Annotated in this window: 15 protein-coding genes; 10 read left to right on the forward strand and 5 right to left on the reverse strand. The window is 53.5% G+C overall.

The window, feature by feature from the left end; translation table 11 throughout:
* The first annotated feature begins 16 nt into the window (after positions 1 to 16).
* Both O3S68_RS20415 and O3S68_RS20425 read left to right on the forward strand, forming a co-directional pair.
* Positions 17 to 5476, forward strand: a complete 5460-nt coding sequence (locus tag O3S68_RS20415; protein ID WP_331275954.1) for a SpvB/TcaC N-terminal domain-containing protein — start codon at positions 17 to 19, stop codon at positions 5474 to 5476.
* 210 nt (positions 5477 to 5686) lie between these two features.
* Positions 5687 to 6034, forward strand: coding sequence for a cupin domain-containing protein (locus tag O3S68_RS20425; RefSeq protein WP_269232351.1), 348 nt, complete (start codon positions 5687 to 5689; stop codon positions 6032 to 6034).
* A gap of 23 nt (positions 6035 to 6057) precedes the next feature.
* Here O3S68_RS20425 and O3S68_RS20430 read toward each other — a convergent pair whose 3' ends face one another.
* The 3 genes from O3S68_RS20430 to O3S68_RS20440 are packed head-to-tail and all read right to left on the reverse strand — an operon-like array spanning position 6058 to position 8613.
* Positions 6058 to 6825, reverse strand: a complete 768-nt coding sequence (locus tag O3S68_RS20430; protein ID WP_097406569.1) for an inositol monophosphatase family protein — start codon at positions 6823 to 6825, stop codon at positions 6058 to 6060.
* Positions 6826 to 6835: 10 nt separating this feature from the next.
* Complete coding sequence (locus tag O3S68_RS20435) at positions 6836 to 7858, reverse strand: LacI family DNA-binding transcriptional regulator (RefSeq protein ID WP_269232352.1); 1023 nt, start codon at positions 7856 to 7858, stop codon at positions 6836 to 6838.
* Positions 7855 to 8613, reverse strand: a complete 759-nt coding sequence (locus tag O3S68_RS20440; RefSeq protein WP_269232353.1) for an MBL fold metallo-hydrolase — start codon at positions 8611 to 8613, stop codon at positions 7855 to 7857. Before O3S68_RS20440 ends, O3S68_RS20435 begins: the two co-directional genes overlap by 4 nt.
* A gap of 152 nt (positions 8614 to 8765) precedes the next feature.
* On the opposite strand from O3S68_RS20440, the gene O3S68_RS20445 reads away from it, so the two are divergent.
* From O3S68_RS20445 to O3S68_RS20465, 5 genes are all read left to right on the forward strand, one after another.
* Entirely contained in the window at positions 8766 to 9749 is a 984-nt protein-coding gene (locus O3S68_RS20445; protein WP_269232354.1) for an ABC transporter ATP-binding protein, read from the forward strand.
* A gap of 31 nt (positions 9750 to 9780) precedes the next feature.
* Positions 9781 to 10926, forward strand: a complete 1146-nt coding sequence (locus tag O3S68_RS20450; RefSeq protein ID WP_020456147.1) for an ABC transporter substrate-binding protein — start codon at positions 9781 to 9783, stop codon at positions 10924 to 10926.
* Positions 10927 to 10988: 62 nt separating this feature from the next.
* Positions 10989 to 11819, forward strand: coding sequence for an ABC transporter permease (locus O3S68_RS20455; RefSeq protein WP_045511793.1), 831 nt, complete (start codon positions 10989 to 10991; stop codon positions 11817 to 11819).
* A complete protein-coding gene (locus O3S68_RS20460; RefSeq protein ID WP_020456149.1) occupies positions 11819 to 12640 on the forward strand; it encodes an ABC transporter permease in 822 nt (273 codons plus the stop codon). The genes O3S68_RS20455 and O3S68_RS20460 overlap by 1 nt, the downstream gene beginning before the upstream one ends.
* Before the next feature lie 104 nt (positions 12641 to 12744).
* Positions 12745 to 13872 (forward strand): hypothetical protein, encoded by a 1128-nt coding sequence (locus tag O3S68_RS20465; protein WP_269232355.1) that lies wholly within the window; start codon positions 12745 to 12747, stop codon positions 13870 to 13872.
* 318 nt (positions 13873 to 14190) lie between these two features.
* On the opposite strand, the gene O3S68_RS20470 is transcribed toward O3S68_RS20465, so the two are convergent.
* Positions 14191 to 14472, reverse strand: coding sequence for a YjcB family protein (locus tag O3S68_RS20470; protein WP_045511800.1), 282 nt, complete (start codon positions 14470 to 14472; stop codon positions 14191 to 14193).
* Between the two features lie 526 nt (positions 14473 to 14998).
* On the opposite strand from O3S68_RS20470, the gene O3S68_RS20475 reads away from it, so the two are divergent.
* Positions 14999 to 16402 (forward strand): GGDEF domain-containing protein, encoded by a 1404-nt coding sequence (locus tag O3S68_RS20475; RefSeq protein WP_269232356.1) that lies wholly within the window; start codon positions 14999 to 15001, stop codon positions 16400 to 16402.
* A gap of 342 nt (positions 16403 to 16744) precedes the next feature.
* The gene (locus tag O3S68_RS20480) at positions 16745 to 18316 is read left to right on the forward strand and encodes an EAL domain-containing protein (RefSeq protein ID WP_269232357.1); all 1572 of its coding nucleotides are present in this window, start codon (positions 16745 to 16747) and stop codon (positions 18314 to 18316) included.
* 7 nt (positions 18317 to 18323) lie between these two features.
* Here the strand turns inward: O3S68_RS20480 and soxS are convergent, their stop codons facing one another.
* Positions 18324 to 18647, reverse strand: coding sequence for a superoxide response transcriptional regulator SoxS (gene soxS / locus O3S68_RS20485; RefSeq protein ID WP_017459478.1), 324 nt, complete (start codon positions 18645 to 18647; stop codon positions 18324 to 18326).
* A gap of 81 nt (positions 18648 to 18728) precedes the next feature.
* Here soxS and soxR point away from each other — a divergent pair, with 81 nt between their 5' ends.
* Positions 18729 to 19187: a redox-sensitive transcriptional activator SoxR gene (gene soxR, locus O3S68_RS20490; protein WP_017459479.1), complete on the forward strand. Its 459-nt coding sequence runs from the start codon at positions 18729 to 18731 to the stop codon at positions 19185 to 19187.
* The last annotated feature ends 20 nt before the right edge of the window (positions 19188 to 19207 follow it).

Genomic DNA, 19207 nt, shown 5'->3' on the forward strand with positions numbered 1-19207 from the left:
CTGTGGGAGCGCAGCCATGCAAAACACAGATATTGTCAGGCCTGAAACCCTGTCGTTGCCAAAAGGTGGCGGCGCGATTTCTGGTGTAAAAGGTGATGTGGCGGGAGCCGGTCCGGATGGCGCAAATTCTCTGACGCTACCGCTACCCATTAATGCCGGGAGAGGGTATGCGCCTTCGCTGGCACTGAGCTATTACAGCCGCTCTGGCAATGGTCCCTTCGGTATGGGATGGAGCGTTGATGCACCCGCCATTCGTCGTCGCACGAAAAAAGGGGTGCCAAATTATAACGATACAGATGAGTTTCTGGGGCCAAATGGCGAAGTCATTGTGCCGTTTCTCGCTGATGACGGTACGGCGAGCACCCGCACCGCCAGTTCACTGCTTGGCGTCGATCTCGGCAGTGGCTTTACCGTTCACCGTTATCGTTACCGCGTGGAGAGCGATTTTAGTCGGTTTGAATATTGGGTCGAAAGCGGATCTGCCGCGCGTGATTTTTGGCTCCTCTACACGCCCGATGGCCAGGTGTATCTCTATGGCAATACCGCTCAGGCTCGCGTTAGTCATCCCGAAGCCGCAGAGAAGGCGGGTATCTGGCTGCTGGAGTCATCCGTTTCGGCAACCGGGGAACAGATCTACTGGCTGTATCGCAGTGAAGATAATACGGGGTGTACCGGGCCTGAAATCACCGCGCATCCGAATGCCACTGCGCAACGCTATCTCGCGGCCGTCTACTATGGCAACCGTGTTGCCGGGCGCGTATTACCCGGATTGACGGCCGACCCCGCGCTTACGGACTGGTTGTTTATGGTGGTGTTCGATTATGGCGAGCGCAACGTGGATATGTATATGGTGCCGGAATGGGTCACGCCAGGTACTGGCGACTGGGCTTGCCGCCAGGATTGCTTCTCCAGTTGGGAGTATGGTTTTGAAATCCGTACTCGCCGTCTCTGCCGCCAGGTATTGAGTTATCACTTTACCGACACATTAGGCGGCAGCACCGCCGAAAGCGTGCCACAACTGGTTTCCCGCCTCCTGTTGCGCTATGAAGAATCACTGATAGTCACGACGCTCGTGAGCGTCTTGCAGTCAGGTTTGAATGCAAATGGTACGTTCAGCTTCTTGCCTGAGGTGCAGTTTGGCTGGAGTAAATTTGTGAATGACGGGTATTCCATGGAGTGGGACATCACATGGCAAGAACGTGAAGACCTGGGAAATTTGAATAGCCGCCAGCCCTACCAGATGGTGGATCTCAATGGCGAGGGGATTGCCGGCATTTTGTATCAGGATAGCGGGGCGTGGTGGTACCGCGCGCCCATTCGCCAGCAAGGCAGTGATGCCAATGCTGTCACCTGGGATAAGCCTGAGCGGTTATCGACCATTCCCGCGCTCCGCGATGGCGGTGTTCTGGCGGATCTGAATGGTGATGGCTATATGGAGTGGGTCGTCACTTCGGCGGGCGTCAACGGTTACTACGGACGCACGCCGGAACGGGGATGGCTCAATTTCACCCCGCTTTCGGCCTACCCGGTGGAGTACCTTCACCCGCGCAGCCTGCTGGTGGATATCACCGGCGCGGGGCTGGCGGATTTAGCGCTTATCGGCCCGAAAAGCGTGCGGCTTTATGCCGGAACCGGCGATGGCTGGGAAAAAGCGCAGGATGTGTTGCAACCAACCGGCGTCCAACTGCCAGTTCCCGGGACTAATGAACGGGTTCTGGTGGCGTTCAGCGATATGGCCGGCAGCGGGCAGCAGCATCTGGTCGAGATAAAACAAGACAGCTTGCGTTACTGGCCCAATTTAGGCAATGGGCAGTTTGGCGCGCCGGTGAAGATGGCGAGATGGTGGATGGGGGTACAGTTTATTCCCTCAAATATTTTTCTGGCCGATGTTGATGGCTCCGGCACGACAGATGTAATCATTGCCGTTCAAGACTATCTCATCATCTTAATCAATCAGTCAGGGAACAGTTTTGCAGCGCCTTTTCAGTTCAAACTGCCGGATGGGGTGCATTTCGATAACACCTGCGAATTGCACGTCGCGGATATTCAGGGCATGGGTATCGCCAGCCTGATACTGACCGTTCCTCACCCGAAACCGCGGCACTATGTGTGTAATATCACCTCGGTAAAACCCTGGTTGTTGAACAAAATGAAAAACATTATTGGGGCGCAGCATGATTTCACCTACCGCAGTTCAACCCAGTTCTGGCTGGATGAGAAACAAGAGGCAGCGGCGGCAGGAGAACCCGTTCCGGCCAGCTATTTGCCGTTTCCACTTCATCTGCTTGCCCGCACTGACGTAACAGACCTCTTCACCGGAAATAAACTGGTCAGCACGGCTCGTTATCGTTCCGGCGCGTGGGATGGTAAAGAGCGTGAGTTCCGGGGTTTTGGCTATGTCGAAATACAGGACACCGATACGCGGACCAGCCAGGGCACCACGACGGAAATTAGCCAGCCGTCTTTGACGCGTAACTGGTTTGCCACCGGTCTGGCGGCCATTGATGATCGCATGCCGCAAGCGTGGTGGTCCGGCGATAGTGGCGCGTTTAAGCACTATTCCACCCGTTACACCCGGGGTTTTGGCAATAATGAGCAGGTTTATACCCCGGATGAGAACGAGGCTTTCTGGTTACGCCGCGCCACGAAAGGCATGCTGTTGCGCAGCGAGTTGTATGGCCTTGATGACAGCGCTTCGCAACCCATTCCGTATCAGGTGAGTGAATCGCGCCCGCAGGTTCGCCTGGTGGTGGCAGCGGGCGTGGCCCGTTATCCGGTGGTCTTGCCAATAAACGCCGAAACGCGATCCTATGTCTATGAACGGGTAAGCAACGATCCGCAGTGTAGCCAGCAGGTCACCCTCTGCAGCGATCAGTATGGTCAGCCGCTTTATGTCATGACGCTCAATTATCCGCGCCGCGCCAAACCGGCAACCAGCCCCTACCCGGATACGCTACCGGATACGCTGTTTGATTCCAGCTACGACGACCAACAGCAGCAGTTGGTGGTGACCCGCCAGGAAAACCACTGGTACAGCATTGATGATATGGCCGCCGGGAGATGGGTTAACGGCCTGGAGGATGCGATAAGGAGCGATGTTTATCTCTACTCCACCGCCCCGGAAACGGGGTTAACGCTCGAAGATCTGAGTATTTCCGGCGCGCCGCTGGGGGCGCCGGCCAGACAGGCTTTTGCCGGCTGGCATCAACCCTGGTATCTGGACGGCAATAACAATCCCACTTCCGAGCTGCCAGCCTTCCCTCCGCGTGTCGGATTGATCGAAACGGCGGTGCTGGACGCCGAAATGGTGGCGACGCTGAGAGAGGATCTGACCGACAGCGTGCTTAGCGACGCAGGGTACATTTGGCTTTCGTTTCTCAACGCGTGGGTGGTGCGGCGTAACCTCACCACCTACGGCTCGGCAGAGCATTTCTGGTTGCCGCAGACGGTGCGGGATTCGGCGCTGACCGGCGCGATTACCCTGACCCGCGATGCTTACGACTGTGTGGTGACCAAAGTGGTGGATGCCGCGGGGCTTACGACGCAGGCCGAATATGACTGGCGGTTTTTAACGCCAGTTAAACTTACCGATGTGAACAATAACATCCATCAAGTCACGCTGGATGGGCTGGCACGCGTGACCAGCCAGCGCTTTAGCGGCACCGAGAACGGTGTGGAGGCGGGTTACAGCGATACCGACTTCTCCCCACCGAACGATATTGATGAAGCCCTGGCGCTGAACCCACCGTTACCGGTGGCGCAGTGTCTGGTTTATTCAAGCCCAGGGAGCAGTAGCCTCAAACAACAACCCCCCCATGTGCTGGTGCTGACAACCGATCGTTATGATCGAGGGGAAGGCAGCGGGGAACAACAGATCCGCCAGACGGTGGTCTTCAGCGATGGCTTCGGTCGCGAATTGCAAACCTCGGTTCGCTTTGAAGCGGGCGAGGCCTGGCAGCGCGCGGGCGATGGAACGCTGATTACTGAAATGGCGCAGACCAGCAACCGCTGGGCGGTAAGTGGCCGCACGGAGTATGACAACAAAGGCCAGGCCATTCGCACCTATCAACCCTATTTTCTGAATAGCTGGCAGTGGGTGAAAGACGACAGCGCGCGAGAAGATCTCTATGCGGACTCGCATTACTACGATCCACTTGGGCGAGAAAGGGAAGCGCTCACCGCCAAAGGCTACCTGCGGCGCACGCTTTACACGCCGTGGTTTGTGGTGAGTGAAGATGAAAATGATTTAGCTGATATTTTGTTTGCCTTCGCGATAAAGTTCACCGTCCTTGTAAATGACGCAGTGGCAGATGGTGCGATAGCCAACAGCGTTAAAGCCACGGTCTATGATCAGCGTGGCAACCCGTTGGCTAATCAGCTTGTGAAGTTCACTATTGATAGCCATGTTCACCTCGAATCGCCCTCGCCAATGACCGACGAGGACGGTAGCGTAACGGCGGAATTAACCAGTCTTACTGTCGGGCAGTACACGCTGACTGCCAGTAGCGGTGAGCTGAGCCGTTCGGTGACGGTGAATTTTGAGGCCTGGCAGGCCAGCCCTACCCTATCAACCTTTACAGCATCCCCAGCGACGATTCTGGCAGATGACGAGGAGGTCGCAACGCTGACGCTGGTGCTGAAAGATGAACAAGGCACGGTATTACCTGGGCAGAATGTGGTGTTTATCAGCAACCTGACGGAGGTAACGATAAGTACCGTTAGGGATAACCAGGATGGCTCATATACAGCACAATGCTCCAGTAGGACTAGCGGTGCCTATAACATTACCGTTACGGTCAATGGTAATGAACTGGCGGTGCCACCTGCGACGATCACGGTGAGGACGCCGATGCCAGAAGGAACCTATTTAGCGGTAAACGGCGTCTCTTTTGCATTGGATGAGTTTCCCAAAACTGGGCTTATCGGTGTTAAATTCCAGGTCGTTATGGCGGGCGATGCGGCGACAAACCGCGACTATAACTGGTCCGTCGATCAGTCATGGCTTACCGTTGATGAGGACGGAAATATTACTATCACCGGAGAGCCGGATGAACTCACTCGTAGAGTAGGAGTCACAGCCGCATCCATAACGGATGGCAAAGCGTATTTATGGCGCTTTACGTTAAGCCACTGGTTCGCCACGCTGGGCGAAAAAACCATGAACGCACCTAATGCTGTTAAGTATGCCGCCGACAATGGCTGGGTACTCCCCGGCATTCCCGATGTGGTGGTAATGGTCAACGGTGAAGCTCAGCGTGTCGCCGGGCCGCATCTGTGGTCGGAGTGGGGGGATCTCTCAGTTTATCCCGGGACAGGTGTGCAGCCAGGATCCTATAGAAGTTACCCCCTTCGGGAAACTGTAGAAGTTTCTTTAGAGCAAATGCACCTAACGACAACATTGACCACCATTGATAATCGGTTCATGTATGTTTCAAATGGCCTTTTACTGTGGGTTTTACTAATGAAAACGTTTTAGTTTTTATTGATAAAACGGCTCTGCGGAGCCGTTTTTTTTGCCTGTGGGAAAGTCAATGCGTTTACGTTATCTGTGAACCCTGTTCTTCGCCGGTGTGATGAGTCTCTTTTTAAATAAAGAACCCAGAAATGGTTTAAAGCCAAAGCGCTCGTTCTGGTGGGCATAACCTGCGATGCTGGAGATAATTTCTGACCAAATGGAGCGCCAGCGATGCTGACCAACCTGTTACATGATCTCCCCGCGAGCACGAATGACGCGGAGACGTTTAATGATCTGCTTTCGCGAAAAGATCTGAAAATTGAGCGCATCGTCTCTACCGGTCAGGCCAGCCCGCCTGATTTCTGGTACTGCCAGCCGCAAAGCGAGTGGGTATTGATACTTCAGGGCGCCGCCGGTTTGCAACTTGAAGACGAAGCGCAAGAGCGGGTGTTGCAGGTGGGCGATTTCGTCAATATCCCCGCGCAATGCCGCCATCGGGTGAACTGGACACAGGCTGAACCGCCGACCATCTGGCTGGCGGTTCACTACGAGTACCCAGAAGAAGAACGGCCCGAATGAGCCGTTTTCCCTGGAAAGCGGGTTTAACCATTTGGCAGTAAAATCGGTTGCAGGCGCTGCCACACGTGCGGTGTTGCCGCCCAGGCGTTATTGCCCTGCGTCAGACCATTATTGGCAAGAAAATCGTTATGCATGCCGCCCGCTTCTTTAATAATCACCAGCCCCGCCAGCGCATCCCAGCTGTGCAGGTGCGCTTCGAAATAACCATGCACCTGGCCGGCGGCTACGTGCGCCAGCATTAACGCGCCCGCACCAAAGCGGCGGTGTTCCACGCCGTGTTCAAACAGGGTTTCGATGGTTTGCGTATATTCGCGTGGCGGCCTGCGGCTGGAGCGGCCAATGCCGAGCACTACCGCGTCGGCGTCTGGCTCGCTCAGGCTCAGGCGTTTACCGTTTAAGAACGCGCCTTTGCCGCTTTCAGCGAAGAAAAACTCGTCGCGATCCGGGGCGTAAATCACCCCAAGTTGGATGGCATCATTGCGCACGTAAGCAACCGAAATGCACCAGTAATCCATGCCGAGAATAAAGTTGGTGGTGCCATCAATCGGGTCGATAACCCATACGCCATCGCTGCCTGGTTCCAGCCCGCGCTCCTCGCCGAGCAGACCATCCTGCGGGCGTTCAGCTTTCAGCCAGGCGCGCAGCTCGGTTTCGACATACACATCCGCCTGGGAGACAAAATCCTGACGACCTTTCTGTTCAATGGTCAGCCCGTTATCACGAAGCTGTTTCGCCTGCTGACCGAGACGACGAATCAGTGCGCACAGCGCCTGGGTAAACTCTTCTCTCATATCTGAACTCTTAGCCAATCTGTGGCGATGTTTGTCGGTGAATCAGTGTCACCTTAACCCACTCAACGCGGGAAGGCTGTAAAGGATTTTTCGCCCGCTCCAGCAGGCGCGTCAGCGCCCGGTTCGCTATCTCCGCCACATCCTGATGCAGCGTGGTTAACTGGTAGCTGAACTGGCCGCTCTGCGGCGTGTTATCAAAACCTATCAGGTGAAAATCGTCTGGCGCGAATTTCCCGCGCTGGCGCATGCCGTCGAGAAAACCGCAGGCCAACTGCGCGTTGGCGCAAAATATGCCCTCCGGCAGATCTTCATCACTCTGTTGCGCGGCCTGAAAACCGCCGTCGTAGCCCTCTTCGCGCGCGTCATACCAACGCACTTGCTGCTGGGTATCCACGCCGAGTTGCTGCAATGCCTGGAAAAAGGCTTCACCGCGCTGAATACCCGCCCAGGTCGATCCGCAATTGTTGAGCCAGCCAAAACGGCGACAGCCGGAGTGATAAAGCTGTTCAGCGGCCTGACGTGCGCCGGAAACGTTGTCGGAACAGACGAAATCGACTAACGGAATATCCGGGTGGCGGTTGATGCCGACCACCGGAATGCGCTGGCTGACGCACTCGTTCACTATCGCTTCCGGCGGTTGGCCGGAGGTGACGATCACGCCGGAGACGCGAAACTGAGTAAAACGGCGCAGTGTGGTGACCAGATCCTGCTCGCCAGTGATCTCGGTGACCAGCGCCTGGTAACCACGGCGCTGAATTTCATGCAGCAAGCCTTCCAGCAGGCTGCTGCGAAACGGGTCGCCAATGCGCGCGACAATCACGCCAATCAAGTGGCTGCGCTGGCGGTTAAGCCCCTGGGCGAGGAAATTGACCTGATAGCCAAGCTCCTGCGCGGCGCGCAGCACTTTCTCTTTGGTGGCGGGCGAAATACTGCCGTTGCTGCTCAGCGCGCGCGACACCACGGCGCGGGACACGCCCGCGCGCTTCGCCACGTCTTCGGCGGTTACTGCTTGTTTGCGTAAACGCTGGCTCACACTTTCCCCTCCGCGCGGCGGCTGAGATCGGTGGCGAAACCATCGTGGCTGAGAAACAAACCCGGATACGCCGTGCAGGCTTGCTCAATCGTGGGCAAGGCGGCGTCGTTGCAGTGGTACAACCCCAGGCGCGGTAAACGCAGTTGGCCGAACAGCGCCAGGCAGCCGGGAAAATCGCCGTGCGAGGCGTCATTGGGCAGCGCCGTTGCCGAAGCGCACTCCTGAAACGCCAGCGTCGCGTTGTGCATCAGCACGATGCTTTCCGGCGTTGGGCGTCCGTCGCCGCTGTAGAACAGCGTGTGACCATCCGCTTCGATTCGCAGGGCGAGATTGGGCAATTCATGGTGCGTAAACGCGGTGCGCATGTGCCAGCCTTGCCACTGCCATTCGGCTTCGCTGTCGCGCCAGTCAATGTCGAAACAGAGATCGTTTTCCGGCCAGTTAGCGAGGCTCGCCAGTTTTATCAGTACCGGGCGCTGTTCGCGCTGCGACCAGATGATCAGCGGTTTACGACGCTGAAAACTTTTCCAGTAATTCAGCAGCGCAGTTAGCCCGGTGCAGTGATCCGGGTGAACGTGGGTGAAGTAAATGGCGTCGATGTCGTTTACGTCGCCGCCGCGCTGCCACAGCGCGCGCGGGATTGTCGGGCCACAATCGATCAGCAACTGGCGATTTTCGTTATCGATAACGCGGATTGCCGAGGTGTTTTGCTGCAATGAGAAGGCGCTACCGCAGCCCAGAACATCTATTTTCATTTCGCCCCACCAAATTTATTGCGCACTTAATCAAACTGTCACAAATAGACGACAAAGTAGGCTCACATAATGTCGGTGCAACGTTGCATTTTTTTTGCAAATAAATGAACACGTGTTCATCGGCGAAAGAAAAGCTGAAGAAAGGAACGCCTGTGAGTTATTTACAGATTGAAAAACTGAAAATTGGCTATGGCGAAAATATCGTTCTTCACGATATTCATCTCGCTGTGGAAAAGGGCGAAATGATTGCGCTGCTTGGGCCGTCTGGTTGCGGAAAAACCACGTTGCTCAACGCGTTATGTGGTTTTATCCCGGTGCGATCCGGCGTTATTGCCGTTAATGGTCGGGATATTACTTACAGCACGCCAGAGCAGCGAAATATTACCATGGTGTTTCAGAGTTATGCCTTGTGGCCGCATTTTACCGTCGCGCAAAATATTGGTTATGGCTTAAAAGTCCGCCGCGTTAAAAAAGAGGCGATTGCGCAACGCGTGCAGGAATTATTAAAAATCGTCAACCTTGAAAATTATGCGGATATAAAAGTGACGGCGCTTTCCGGCGGCCAGCGTCAGCGCGTGGCGCTGGCGCGCGCATTAGCCATTGAGCCGGATGTGCTGGTGCTCGATGAGCCGCTGTCGAACCTGGACGCCAAAGTGCGCCTCAATGTGCGCCACGAGATCAAAGCGCTGCAGAAAAAGCTCGGTTTCACCTCGTTAATCGTCACGCATGACCAACAAGAGGCGCTGGTGATGGCCGACAGAATTGCGGTGCTGAATAACGGGCGTATCGAACAAATGGGGACGCCGGAAGATATTTATCACCGCCCGGCAACGCCGTTTGTCGCGGATTTTATGGGCGCGGATAACTGCATGACGCGGGCTGATGCGGGCGGGGAAACGCTCTATTTCCGCAGTTCGGACGTCAACATGCACCGCCCGTTAACGACGCCGGAGCAGCCGGGACTGGTACTGAATGGCGTGGTGGAAGAGAGCGCGTTTCTCGGCCACCAGTATCGTCATAGTGTGCGCTGCGAGGGGCAGATTTTTCTCGCGGATTCCACACAGTTCTGGCCTGCCCGAACGCCGGTGATTTTGCACGTGCCGGAAACGGCGCTGCATGTTTTTGCAACCTCTTAAGCCAACCAACACACTTTTCCTGGGGATTATCATGTCAGTAAAACCGAAACTTGCTGTCATCGCCGCACTCTGTTTGGGTGCAGTTCACACCGCCAGCGCCGAAACGGTTCTCAATGTGGCGACGGCGGGCGATCAAAACATGGTCGACTACGTTAAAACCTGGCTGGGGCCAAAGTTTGAAGCCGCGCATCCGGGCGTGAAAGTGCAGGTGGTCGGCACCGGGCCGGGCGATGCGGGTTCAAACAAGATTGTCGAAAAACTGACGGCGCAACAGCAGAGTGGCGCGAAAAGCTGGGATATCGACGTCGCGGTTGTGCACCAGGCGGCGGGGGGGCAACTGGTGGAAAAAGGGCTGCTGGAGAAATACCGCTCGTCCATCAACACCGGTTCGATGGTGACGGCAGAGAACGCCAAAAACGCGCTGGGTGTTAACGTTGATGGCTATGTAATGCCGATGTTTTTGAGCCAGACGGCCATCGCGTATAACAGCGAGCTGATTAAAACCCCACCGAAATCCTACGACGAGCTGGTGCAGTGGTCGGCGAAAAACCCGAAAGCCTTTGGCTATAACGGCATTAAAAACGGCATGTCCGGCGTCAGCTTTGTGGTCGGCTGGATTTACGCTTACGGCACTGATGCGGCGCGTCTTTCCGCGCTGCCGTATGACAAAAGCGTGGAAAAAACCTGGAGTCAGGCGTTCGCCAGGCTGAAAGAGTTCAATAAAAACGTCACTTTCACGCCGGGTAACGCCGGAACGCTGGATATGCTCAGCCGGGGCGAAATCACCATGGGGCCGGTGTGGGTCGATATGTTCTATAGCTGGAAAGATCAGGGCAAAGTACCACCGTCGATCAAACTGGCGTTAATCGCGCCGGGGATGCCGGGCCAGCCAATGTATTACGTTGTTCCGGCACATGCAGCGCAGGCCAAACTGGCGCAGGAGTTTATTGCGCTGGCGACCAGCCCGGACGTGCAGGCGCAGGGCATTGTGAAGCAGTTCAACTGGTATCCAGGAATTGACGCGAAATACGTGAAAGAGAAACTGGATGCAGCTACCTGGCAGAAACTGTTTGCAGAAATCTCGCCGGATGATTTAGCGAAATACGGCAAAAGTTTCCCGATCACGCCGTACTTTGACGATATCAAAGAGGGCTACGAGAGCCAGGTTTCTAACTGACTGACGGACATGCCTGGGCATTTCGCCCGGGCATTTTTTTGCTGTGATTATTCAGGTTCACCATGCGACACGCCTTTAAATACTGCTTACTGGTAGGCCCGGCCACGCTGCTGATCGCCGTCTTTTTCCTCTGGCCGCTGGGTTTTTCGCTGATTTCCGCGTTTACCAGCGATACGCAGCCTTTCACGCTGGCGCACTTTGATAAAGTCTTTGCGCTTTACTCGAACGATATTCTCTTTACCGTGCTTATCGTGCTGGTTTCACTGGTGATTCTGGCGCTGCTGTCGATAACAATTTCCGCCATTATCGTGCTGTCGCCGTTTCGCGGCATCGTGAAAGCGCTGGCGTTTTTGTACCGCCTGCCGCTGTTTATTCCCTTTATTGTTACCGCGCAGATGATGCGCACCTTCCTCGCCAAAAACGGGCTGATGAACAATGTGCTGGTGGCGAGCGGGCTATTAACGCCAATGGACACCACCTCGCTGCTGGGCTGGAGCGGGATCATTATTACCTTTGTCTGGAAGCAGATGGCGTTCTCGACGTTACTGATTTGCGGCGCGATGTCGGCGGTGGAGCCGTCGCATATTCTGGCGGCGAAAAACCTCGGCGCGTCGCGTTTACGCATCCTGTTCGACATCATTTTGCCGCAGGTGCTGCCGACGATTGGCGTGGCGATGGTGCTCTCCACGGTGACGATGATGTCGGTGCTTTCCGTGCCGCTGATGATTGGCACCGGCACGCCAACCATGATGACCGTCGATATGGCGTTTCGCGTTAACTCGTACGGCGATTACCCGGTGGCGAATGCGATGGGCGTGATCTCCTATCTGATTTGCGCGGCGCTCTCCTGGTTCTATTTACGCCACAGCCTGCATGCGAAAGGAGCGCAGTAATGACCACGTTTCGACAAAAACTCCGCGGCAGTTTTCTGCTGCAAACTCTGTTGCTCACTTTTCTGGTACTGGCGCTGTTTGGCCCGCTGCTGAATCTGCTTATCTGGACGGTGGCGGAAAGCTGGTTTTTCCCGCACACCTTGCCGAGCCAGTGGGGATTGAAATACTGGAGCCAGGTGTTTAGCCCTTACAGCGATGTCTCGGGATCGCTCTCCATTAGCGTGCTGATCGCCGTGCTGTCGGTGCTGGTTTGCCTGCTGATTTCTGTTCCGGCGGGTTACGCATTGTCGCACCGAACCATGCCGTGTCGCGCCTTCTTTATGCTGCTGTTTCTCATCCCGCAGGCGTTTCCTAACCTGACGGTGTATATGAACGTGGCGCGGCTGTTTTATCAGTGGGGACTGAACGGTACGGTGGCGGGCGTGGTGCTGGTGCACAGCGTGCACGGCTTGATGTATTCGATCTGGATAAGCGTGGCGGCGTTCTCTTCACTCGATCCGCTGCTGGCGCGCGCCTCGCGCAACCTTGGCGCCGGGCCGGTATACACCTTCTTCCATATTATTTTGCCGCAGGCCGCGCCCGGGCTGATTGCCGCCAGCATTTTTGTCTTCCTGGAATCGCTGGATGAGTTTACCGCCACCTTTTTTGTTGGCGCACCGGATATCACCACGCTGCCCATTTTGCTCTATACCGCCAGTATGTCGGGCAACTACCAGGTGTCATCCATTACCGCGCTGATCCTGCTGGTGCCATCGGTGCTGTTTATGCTGGTTATCCATAAATTTATGCGCCCGGAGATGCTGTCGAAACTGGGGAAATAATTATCTGACGACGTCACAAAAAGGCGTGTGCCGGGCCACTTAATAGGTAGCTGTGGCGCGACGCTACCAGCCAAAACAAGACGGCAACAGTCGGAGGAGAAAGTATGGATATCAAAGGCCCGGCAGCGATTGATGTATTTAAACCTTATGATATTTCCCCTTACGAAGACAAAACACTCAGAGCGGTTCAGCTGGAGCCTGCCTATACGCCCGCAAAGGAGTCTTTTCAGGCGTTTCAGCAGCGGCATTATGCGTGGCGAACCGGTGACAAACAGGCCGATATTTCCCATGTCCCCAAAGATGAAGGCAAGATACCGTTGCCCACGCTGGGCGAAAGTTTGCAGGAGATTTTCCTGGGCGCGGTATTGGGCGGGCCGCTGCCGGAATTCCCGGGCGGAGTGCGAGCGCTTCCCGGTGCCGGCGCGGCGCGGCTTGCTGAACGACCTTCTGGCACTGCTAAAGGCCCGCACGGTGAAATCAACGTCGCTATTGCGGAGTCGAAAATGGCGATGGCAAGGCCATTAAATCCAGCTACGGAAGCGAACGTTTCCGGCAGTAAGCCGTTAAGCCACGCCATACCTGACGCCTCTGGCCCGGACGTATTACATGTTTCATTACCGCAAGCGGGAGGAAAAAATTTTTCCGAGGCCATGGCGTCGTCAAAACTCAACATCAAACAATTCGCTGATATTGCTAAAGTTGGCGCGGATGTGGGTGAGAAAGAGATGGGGAGGGTGACATTATCCGGTGAAATCAATATTGTGCGTCGCGATGGCCCCTTAAATGATCCGAATATGTATATGTTTTTCACCGACAGCTACAAGGGCGAGCCGCGGCTGAATATCATTGGTCATGGCATTTTTACACCAAACGGTGACAGCACGACCGGCCTGCAGGTCGCTGGTGGTATCAAAGGGCCGTTTGATGTGGCGCTGGATACACTGGAACTGGCGGGCGATGTGAGGTTTAAAAACATCCGTTGCTTAAGTTGTCACGGGGCGGAAGGCGGCATTGATTCTTTCGCACAAAAACTGGCGAATTACACCGGCGTGCCGGTAAAAGGTTATCACGGTTCGGTCACCGTTGGCGGGCATGCGGACGGTTCAAATATGGTCGTGATAAAAAATGAGATGGACGCGCTGTTCTATTTTGGCAAGCGCGAAACGACGCATTACCAACCGCAGAAATTCCACCCGCTCTGGCGACCGTGGGAAACCCGTATTCTTGAATAAAACAATCGTTGTGCTGAAGTGAAAGCGCAGATGCCCGCGAAGCTGAGTCCTGGTGGGCATTTGTATTTTTACGTCCTGCTTCGGCGAGTGTGTATTCCCGTTTACCACCCCTGGCTGGCAATAAGACGGCTTATCCGCCCGATCCCTCTATTAAATCAAATAGATGTGTACCGATTTACGCACCGGTGAGCGATTATGCCAATGCAGTAAAGATCGGCCGCTGGCGCAGATCCGGTGTTTATATTTATGCGAAAGGGCGTAGCGTAGAAAAATGCCCCCCAGAGGAAATAAAAAAGCGCCCGCAGGCGCTTTAAGCAATCACGTTACGATCATCGGCCACTCGGGTGGCGCTTTTTGCGCGATCTCTTCCATCACGACGAGCAGGTTGTGCCAGGTCGTGGAGAGATCTATCGCCGTAATGCCCAACAAACCGGTAGCGAACCAGCATGCCGCCGCTAAGCCCATGCCGCTGCTGATCACTGCCAGGCCAATATAATCAGCACGACGGAAGCGAATGTTCAGCGTACTGGCCATAAACATCAACACTGCACTCAGTAACTGCCAGCGGAGAAGCACGACGCTGGCGGTAAAGGTAGCCATCAAACCATCCTCAGAAAGACCGAATACCGGGCGGACAAGCACGTTGCGCGAGTGGCAATGCTGAAGATCCGCGAATAACACAACGAATTGAAACGGCGTTCCCCGTTTCAGGAATGTGTGAACTATATCACATTTGTTGATTTATTCGCCAGTACAAAAAGCGTGCTTTTTGCATCGTGTTGGTTGTGTTTTATCCGAAAATATATCGCCAATGTATTTATGTGTGCACGGGAATGAATGTTTTTTTCATCTAATACATTTGAGTGATATTTAGCATCCTAATTGCCACAACGTTTACAGGTTGTGTCGCATATATTATGCTTTTGAGGATAATCTTATTAGCCTGTGAATGATGATTCAGGGTTTTGATCTTTATCGATATATTCTTTTTCATCACGTCCTGTATGCGTGAGGAAGATATTTGTGCGCGCAGTTGCGCTAACTGAATTGATGGCCGCCTCTTCTTTTTTCCTGATGACATCATTTTAAGCTGGTTTCGCGTCTTATAACCTGCGAATGAAAAAATATGAAAATAGAAAATTCCGCCGTGCCGCCTGAGGACGCTGATGCGGCGTTGTCGGTTCTGGCCAGGCTGATGCCCTGGCTCACTGCGCAACGCTCAATGGAAGAGATATTACGCGCGATCAATGCAGCACTTGGATCCACGCTTGCGTGGGTGGTTATCCGGCAGGACGACGCGTGGCAGCTCGTCAGCTCAGGGTCGCCGGGCTGCACGTTGCAGGATGTACAAATCTTTCTTGAGCAGTCTCAACTGCAACGACATCAGCGCGCCTGGCGAGTCATTTGCTGGCGGCGACATGCCGGTGATTTATTATTTCCGCATCATGAAATAGCGGCCAGAAAATTACGCAGCGGTATTTTGTGTAAATTGAATTATAAAGAGTCTGGAGTCGAAGGTTATTTCTTTTTGGCATTTTCGCAGTCCTTGCACTCTTTATCCATCGTGAAAAATGTCGTTATTGTTTTGGTCGAAAAACTAAAAAATTATCTTGCTGAAATTGTCGCCCGGGAACGCACGGCGAAAGAGATGCAGCGTATTGTGACGCAATATAAAGCGTTATTTGAACGCGCTCCGGTTTTAATGAACTCGTTTGATAAAAGCAATCGCTGCATATTATGGAATGGTGAGTGCGAACGCGTATTTGGCTGGAGCATGAATGAGCTCAATCAGCAGGCCGATCCATTAGCGTTATTTTTCCCCGATCCCGAGGTACGGCAAAAAGTTCGCGCTTCGGTTAATACATCGCCGGCCGTCGACATGCATGAATGGCACCCGGTACGACGTGATGGCCAGGTGCTGACGGTACTCTGGTCAAATATTCAACTGCCGGATCACTCCGTGCTGAGTATTGGGCTTGATATTACCGAGCGTAAAAAAGCGGAGCGGCAGCTGGAAATGAAAGCCACCATTGACGATCTGACCGGCTGTTATAATCGTTTTTCTATGTTGCGGAAGTTAAAAGAGGCGCTGGTGGCCTGTCGCCCGGACGAGCCGCGCAGCCACTTTAGTCTGCTGATGCTGGATCTTGATTATTTTAAAAATATCAATGATCGCTGGGGGCATTTAACAGGCGACGCCGCACTGATTCATTTTTGCGATCAGATCCGTGAACATTGCGATCCGTCGTATATTTTTGGTCGTTTAGGCGGTGAGGAATTTCTGATTTTAATGCCGCATACCCACAGTAAAATGGCGCTGCGTTTTAGCCAAAAAATCCGCGCGTCACTGGCGCGAAATCCATTGTTTAGCAATGGTGAAAAGATAGCCTTATCCTTTAGCGCTGGTTTAGTATTCGTCACCGGTGAAGAGTCCGATACTTCAGTTTTACTTACGCTTGCGGATAACGCCCTGTACGATGCGAAACGCGCAGGGCGCAGTCAAACCGTGGTGGTTGGCGCTTTTTTATAAATAAAGAAGAAATTATGAAGACTTCGCAACGACAGATGAAAAAATACGCGAATGGCGTGCCTTTTTTTTATCCTGCGGCCAGTTTAGCTTAATCAGCGATACTCTGTTGTATTAAGTTAAAACACCCCCATGCGAATGGATTAATATTTTCCTTAATATAAACATTGGGCACACTCTGAGTTTGCTTTATGGTCGCCTGTTTCGGTCATAACCAAATATTAGGTTTTTAATGAGAAAAGTCAGTTGCTAATGTCGTTTGATTCATGCAACGTAATCACCTGTTTATCAAAGCATCCTGCCAAACATTAAAAAGGCGCTTTAAATGCATGGATATAGGCGGACATGAATCATAGCGTGCGTCGCAAGATGCTCAGCGTCGTCGTGCTCATCACGGTAGTTCTTCTGCCGCTGATGTTGTCGCTATGGTTTGCGCATATTCGTGCGGTGAAAGAAACGAGTGCCCAGCTTCAATCGTTTGCCCAATTAGCGCTAAATAAAACGGAGCGCGTTATCCAGCAAGTGGATACGGTTCGCAGCGCCGCGGAAAAATACCACGGACAAATTTGTGCGCCGGAACATCGCGCGGCCATGCTCAATATCGTCCGCAGCAGTATGTATGTTTCGGATTTAATTTATGCCCGTGGCGACCACTTTTTATGTTCGAGCGTAATAACGCCCACGCAATCGTATGCTATTTCACCAGCGGATTATAAACGCGCGCCCGATATCGCTATTTATTACTATCGTGATACGCCTTTTTACGCAGGCTACAAGATGGTGTACATGCAGCGCGGAAATTATGTCGCGGTGATTAATCCGCTCACTTACAGCGATGTGGCATCAGACAATCCTGATCTGGCTTACGGTATTTACGACACCGTTACGCACCAGTTTTTTTCCGTCAGCCAGAATGCCCACCTTAGTAAGTTAGCTACGCTGTTACGCACCGACGATTTAACATTCCAGCAGGATCAGCGCTTTTATACCATTGCGCGTTCGGAGAATCGTCCGATCGCGATTATTGTTTCGACATCGAGTGACCACTATTTTCAGGCGTTTTATCACCAGGCCACTTTAACGCTGCCGCTGGGCGTGATTGGTAGCGTTATTCTGCTATTAATATGGTCGCGAACACGGCAGGAGTTTAACTCTCCACGCCGTATGCTCCACCGGGCGTTAACCCGACGCCAGCTTCGCCTTCATTACCAACCTATTATCGATATCAAAAATGGCACCTGCGTTGGTGCGGAAGCGTTGTTGCGCTGGCCGGGGTTTAATGGACCGGTCATGAGCCCGGCGGAGTTTATTCCGCTGGCAGAAAAAGAGGGCATGATTGAACGTATTACCGATTATGTCGTCGACGAATTGTTCAGCGATCTGGGCGATTTCCTGGCAATGGTGCCGCAACTTTATATTTCAATTAACCTCTCCGCCTCCGATTTTCACTCCTCGCGCCTGATTTCATTGATTGCCAATAAAGCCAAGATGCATGCGGTACGCGCCGAGCAGATTAAGATTGAAGTGACCGAGCGCGGGTTTATTGATGTGCCGAAAACCACGCCGGTTATTCAGGCGTTTCGCCAGGCGGGTTACGAAGTGGCGATTGATGATTTCGGTACTGGTTATTCTAATTTGCACAACCTGTACTCGCTGAATGTCGATATCCTGAAAATCGACAAATCTTTTATTGATACGCTAACGACGAACAGCACCAGCCATTTGATTGCTGAACACATTATTGAGATGGCGCAGAGCCTGCGTCTGAAGATTATTGCAGAAGGGGTCGAGACGGCGGAGCAGGTCACGTGGTTGTTAAAACGCGGTGTGCAGTTCTGTCAGGGGTGGCACTTTGCAAAGGCGCTGCCGTCACAGGAATTTAAACGCTGGGTACAGCAGCCGCCTTCGTTAAAGTGATAACTCATCAGGCCTGGTGTCGGTAATCGCTGGGTGTGCGATCAAACTCCCGGCGAAAGACGCGCGAAAATGTTTGTTGCGAGACATATCCCAAATCCATCGCGATATCAAAAATAGGCCGCTGCGTGGTTCGCAGCGCTTCCGCTGCCAGCAGTAAACGGCGCTGGCGAATGTAGTCACCCAGCGTTTGATGCATCACGGTGCGGAACATCCTCTGTAAATACCATTTCGAATAACCTGACTTTCTGGCGACTACATCAATGTTCATTGGTTGGTCGATATGTTCATCAATCCATTCAATAAGTGTCTGAATAATTTGCTGATGGGACATATGGCTTCCTCTTTTCCCGATTCGTCGTTTTGTCTGGAAGCGAGTATAATTCCTCAAGTTAACTTGAGGTAAAGAGGTTTTATGGAAAAGAAAACGCCACGTATTAAAGCCTTACTCAGCCCCGGTGAAGTGGCGAAGCGCAGCGGGGTTGCCGTCTCTGCGCTGCACTTTTATGAGAGCAAAGGCTTAATCAAAAGTACCCGTAATACCGGCAATCAACGGCGCTATACGCGTGATGTGCTGCGCTATGTGGCGATCATCAAGATTGCCCAGCGCATTGGTATTCCGCTGGCGACCATTGGTGACGCGTTTGGTGTGTTGCCGGAAGGGCATACATTAAGCAAGAAAGAGTGGAAACAGCTGTCGTCACAGTGGCGTGAAGAGCTGGACAGGCGCATCCATACGCTGGTGGCCTTACGTGATGAGCTGGATGGTTGCATCGGCTGTGGCTGTTTGTCGCGTAGCGATTGTCCGCTGCGTAACCCCGGCGACCAACTTGGGCAGCAGGGCACCGGCGCGCGCTTGCTGGAAGACGACTGAAACGTACAAAAAACTAAAGC

Origin of the sequence: Kosakonia sp. SOY2 (assembly GCF_027109175.1) — a bacterium.
Classification (GTDB): domain Bacteria; phylum Pseudomonadota; class Gammaproteobacteria; order Enterobacterales; family Enterobacteriaceae; genus Kosakonia.

What these genes read in the sequence shown, in the direction of transcription:
- O3S68_RS20475 (WP_269232356.1), top strand. Translation starts at nt 14,999, where the DNA reads ATGAAAATAGAAAATTCCGCCGTGCCGCCTGAGGACGCTGATGCGGCG.
- soxS (WP_017459478.1), bottom strand. Translation starts at nt 18,647, where the DNA reads ATGTCCCATCAGCAAATTATTCAGACACTTATTGAATGGATTGATGAA.
- O3S68_RS20415 (WP_331275954.1), top strand. Translation starts at nt 17, where the DNA reads ATGCAAAACACAGATATTGTCAGGCCTGAAACCCTGTCGTTGCCAAAA.
- soxR (WP_017459479.1), top strand. Translation starts at nt 18,729, where the DNA reads ATGGAAAAGAAAACGCCACGTATTAAAGCCTTACTCAGCCCCGGTGAA.
- O3S68_RS20465 (WP_269232355.1), top strand. Translation starts at nt 12,745, where the DNA reads ATGGATATCAAAGGCCCGGCAGCGATTGATGTATTTAAACCTTATGAT.
- O3S68_RS20455 (WP_045511793.1), top strand. Translation starts at nt 10,989, where the DNA reads ATGCGACACGCCTTTAAATACTGCTTACTGGTAGGCCCGGCCACGCTG.
- O3S68_RS20440 (WP_269232353.1), bottom strand. Translation starts at nt 8,613, where the DNA reads ATGAAAATAGATGTTCTGGGCTGCGGTAGCGCCTTCTCATTGCAGCAA.
- O3S68_RS20430 (WP_097406569.1), bottom strand. Translation starts at nt 6,825, where the DNA reads ATGAGAGAAGAGTTTACCCAGGCGCTGTGCGCACTGATTCGTCGTCTC.
- O3S68_RS20470 (WP_045511800.1), bottom strand. Translation starts at nt 14,472, where the DNA reads ATGGCTACCTTTACCGCCAGCGTCGTGCTTCTCCGCTGGCAGTTACTG.
- O3S68_RS20460 (WP_020456149.1), top strand. Translation starts at nt 11,819, where the DNA reads ATGACCACGTTTCGACAAAAACTCCGCGGCAGTTTTCTGCTGCAAACT.
- O3S68_RS20480 (WP_269232357.1), top strand. Translation starts at nt 16,745, where the DNA reads ATGAATCATAGCGTGCGTCGCAAGATGCTCAGCGTCGTCGTGCTCATC.
- O3S68_RS20425 (WP_269232351.1), top strand. Translation starts at nt 5,687, where the DNA reads ATGCTGACCAACCTGTTACATGATCTCCCCGCGAGCACGAATGACGCG.
- O3S68_RS20450 (WP_020456147.1), top strand. Translation starts at nt 9,781, where the DNA reads ATGTCAGTAAAACCGAAACTTGCTGTCATCGCCGCACTCTGTTTGGGT.